Source organism: uncultured Jannaschia sp. (assembly GCF_947494055.1).
Lineage (GTDB): Bacteria > Pseudomonadota > Alphaproteobacteria > Rhodobacterales > Rhodobacteraceae > Jannaschia.
On record NZ_CANLTR010000144.1, the window covers coordinates 1 to 873 of the forward strand.

The 873-nt window shown below is 57.2% G+C and carries 1 tRNA gene; it reads right to left on the bottom strand.

Annotation, left to right across the window (positions count from 1 at the left end):
* Positions 1–632: 632 nt before the first annotated feature.
* Positions 633–722: transfer RNA gene (locus Q1A87_RS23545), tRNA-Ser, on the bottom strand.
* Positions 723–873: the final 151 nt, after the last annotated feature.

Below are 873 nucleotides of genomic sequence, written 5' to 3' on the forward strand. Positions count from 1 at the left end.
TCGCTCGCGACAATCATGCCGCCGTGGCGCGGAAAATCCACTTATCCCGGCTGTTCAGTTTTCCCGAACCACCTCTTTCTGCAACTTCCTGACCAAACCAAACAGGAAGCCGCTAGCTGTCAGCGTTTCGATCATCCCGATTGGATCGCCTCGGGCAGCAGCCCCAGTTGCAATCTGCAGGAGCGCTTCCGATCCTTCCTCTTTTCGTTGGTCGTCCACGTCGGTCCCTTTGTATTCGCTGCGGAACCAACAGGAACCGCGCCGCCTTCATACACTAGTCCCTGAGTGAGACAGGTAGCGACGCAGTGGTTGTCTTTTTGCGGTCAGATCACTCCCGGTCAGACAATTCTCGTAAGTCGCTCTGCAGGAGGTTCGATTTCTGTTCCATTTGGCGAATGCCCCTGACGTGGAAGGGTTCAGCCCCGACCTAAAAAAATTGAATAAAGCACAAAGACTTACAGGGAATTAACCAGAACGGCGCAGTCATGAGGTCCGGAGACTACCGGCCCTGAGAGACCGCTTCCGGCCCGTCTGGCACAGAGGCGGGTGTTCAGCCCCTCCCGCATAACCCTAGAAGACAACGTAAAAATCCGGCCGCAGCCGGATCGGGAGAACGCTTTCGCAAGGGCAAGTGGCGGAGAGACAGGGATTCGAACCCTGGGTAGACGTTAATCCACAACGGTTTTCGAAACCGTCCCGTTCGACCACTCCGGCACCTCTCCGCACCTAGGGTCGTGGCGCGTCTCTAGTCAAGCGACGAAGCCGCTGCAAGAGGGGCAAGGGCTTTTCGCGCGCAGCCAAACCCCCCTCTGTCAGGGAGTTGTCGCCTGCTCTTGCAATGAAAGTGTATTCTGAGGCGGGCGGGACAGGATG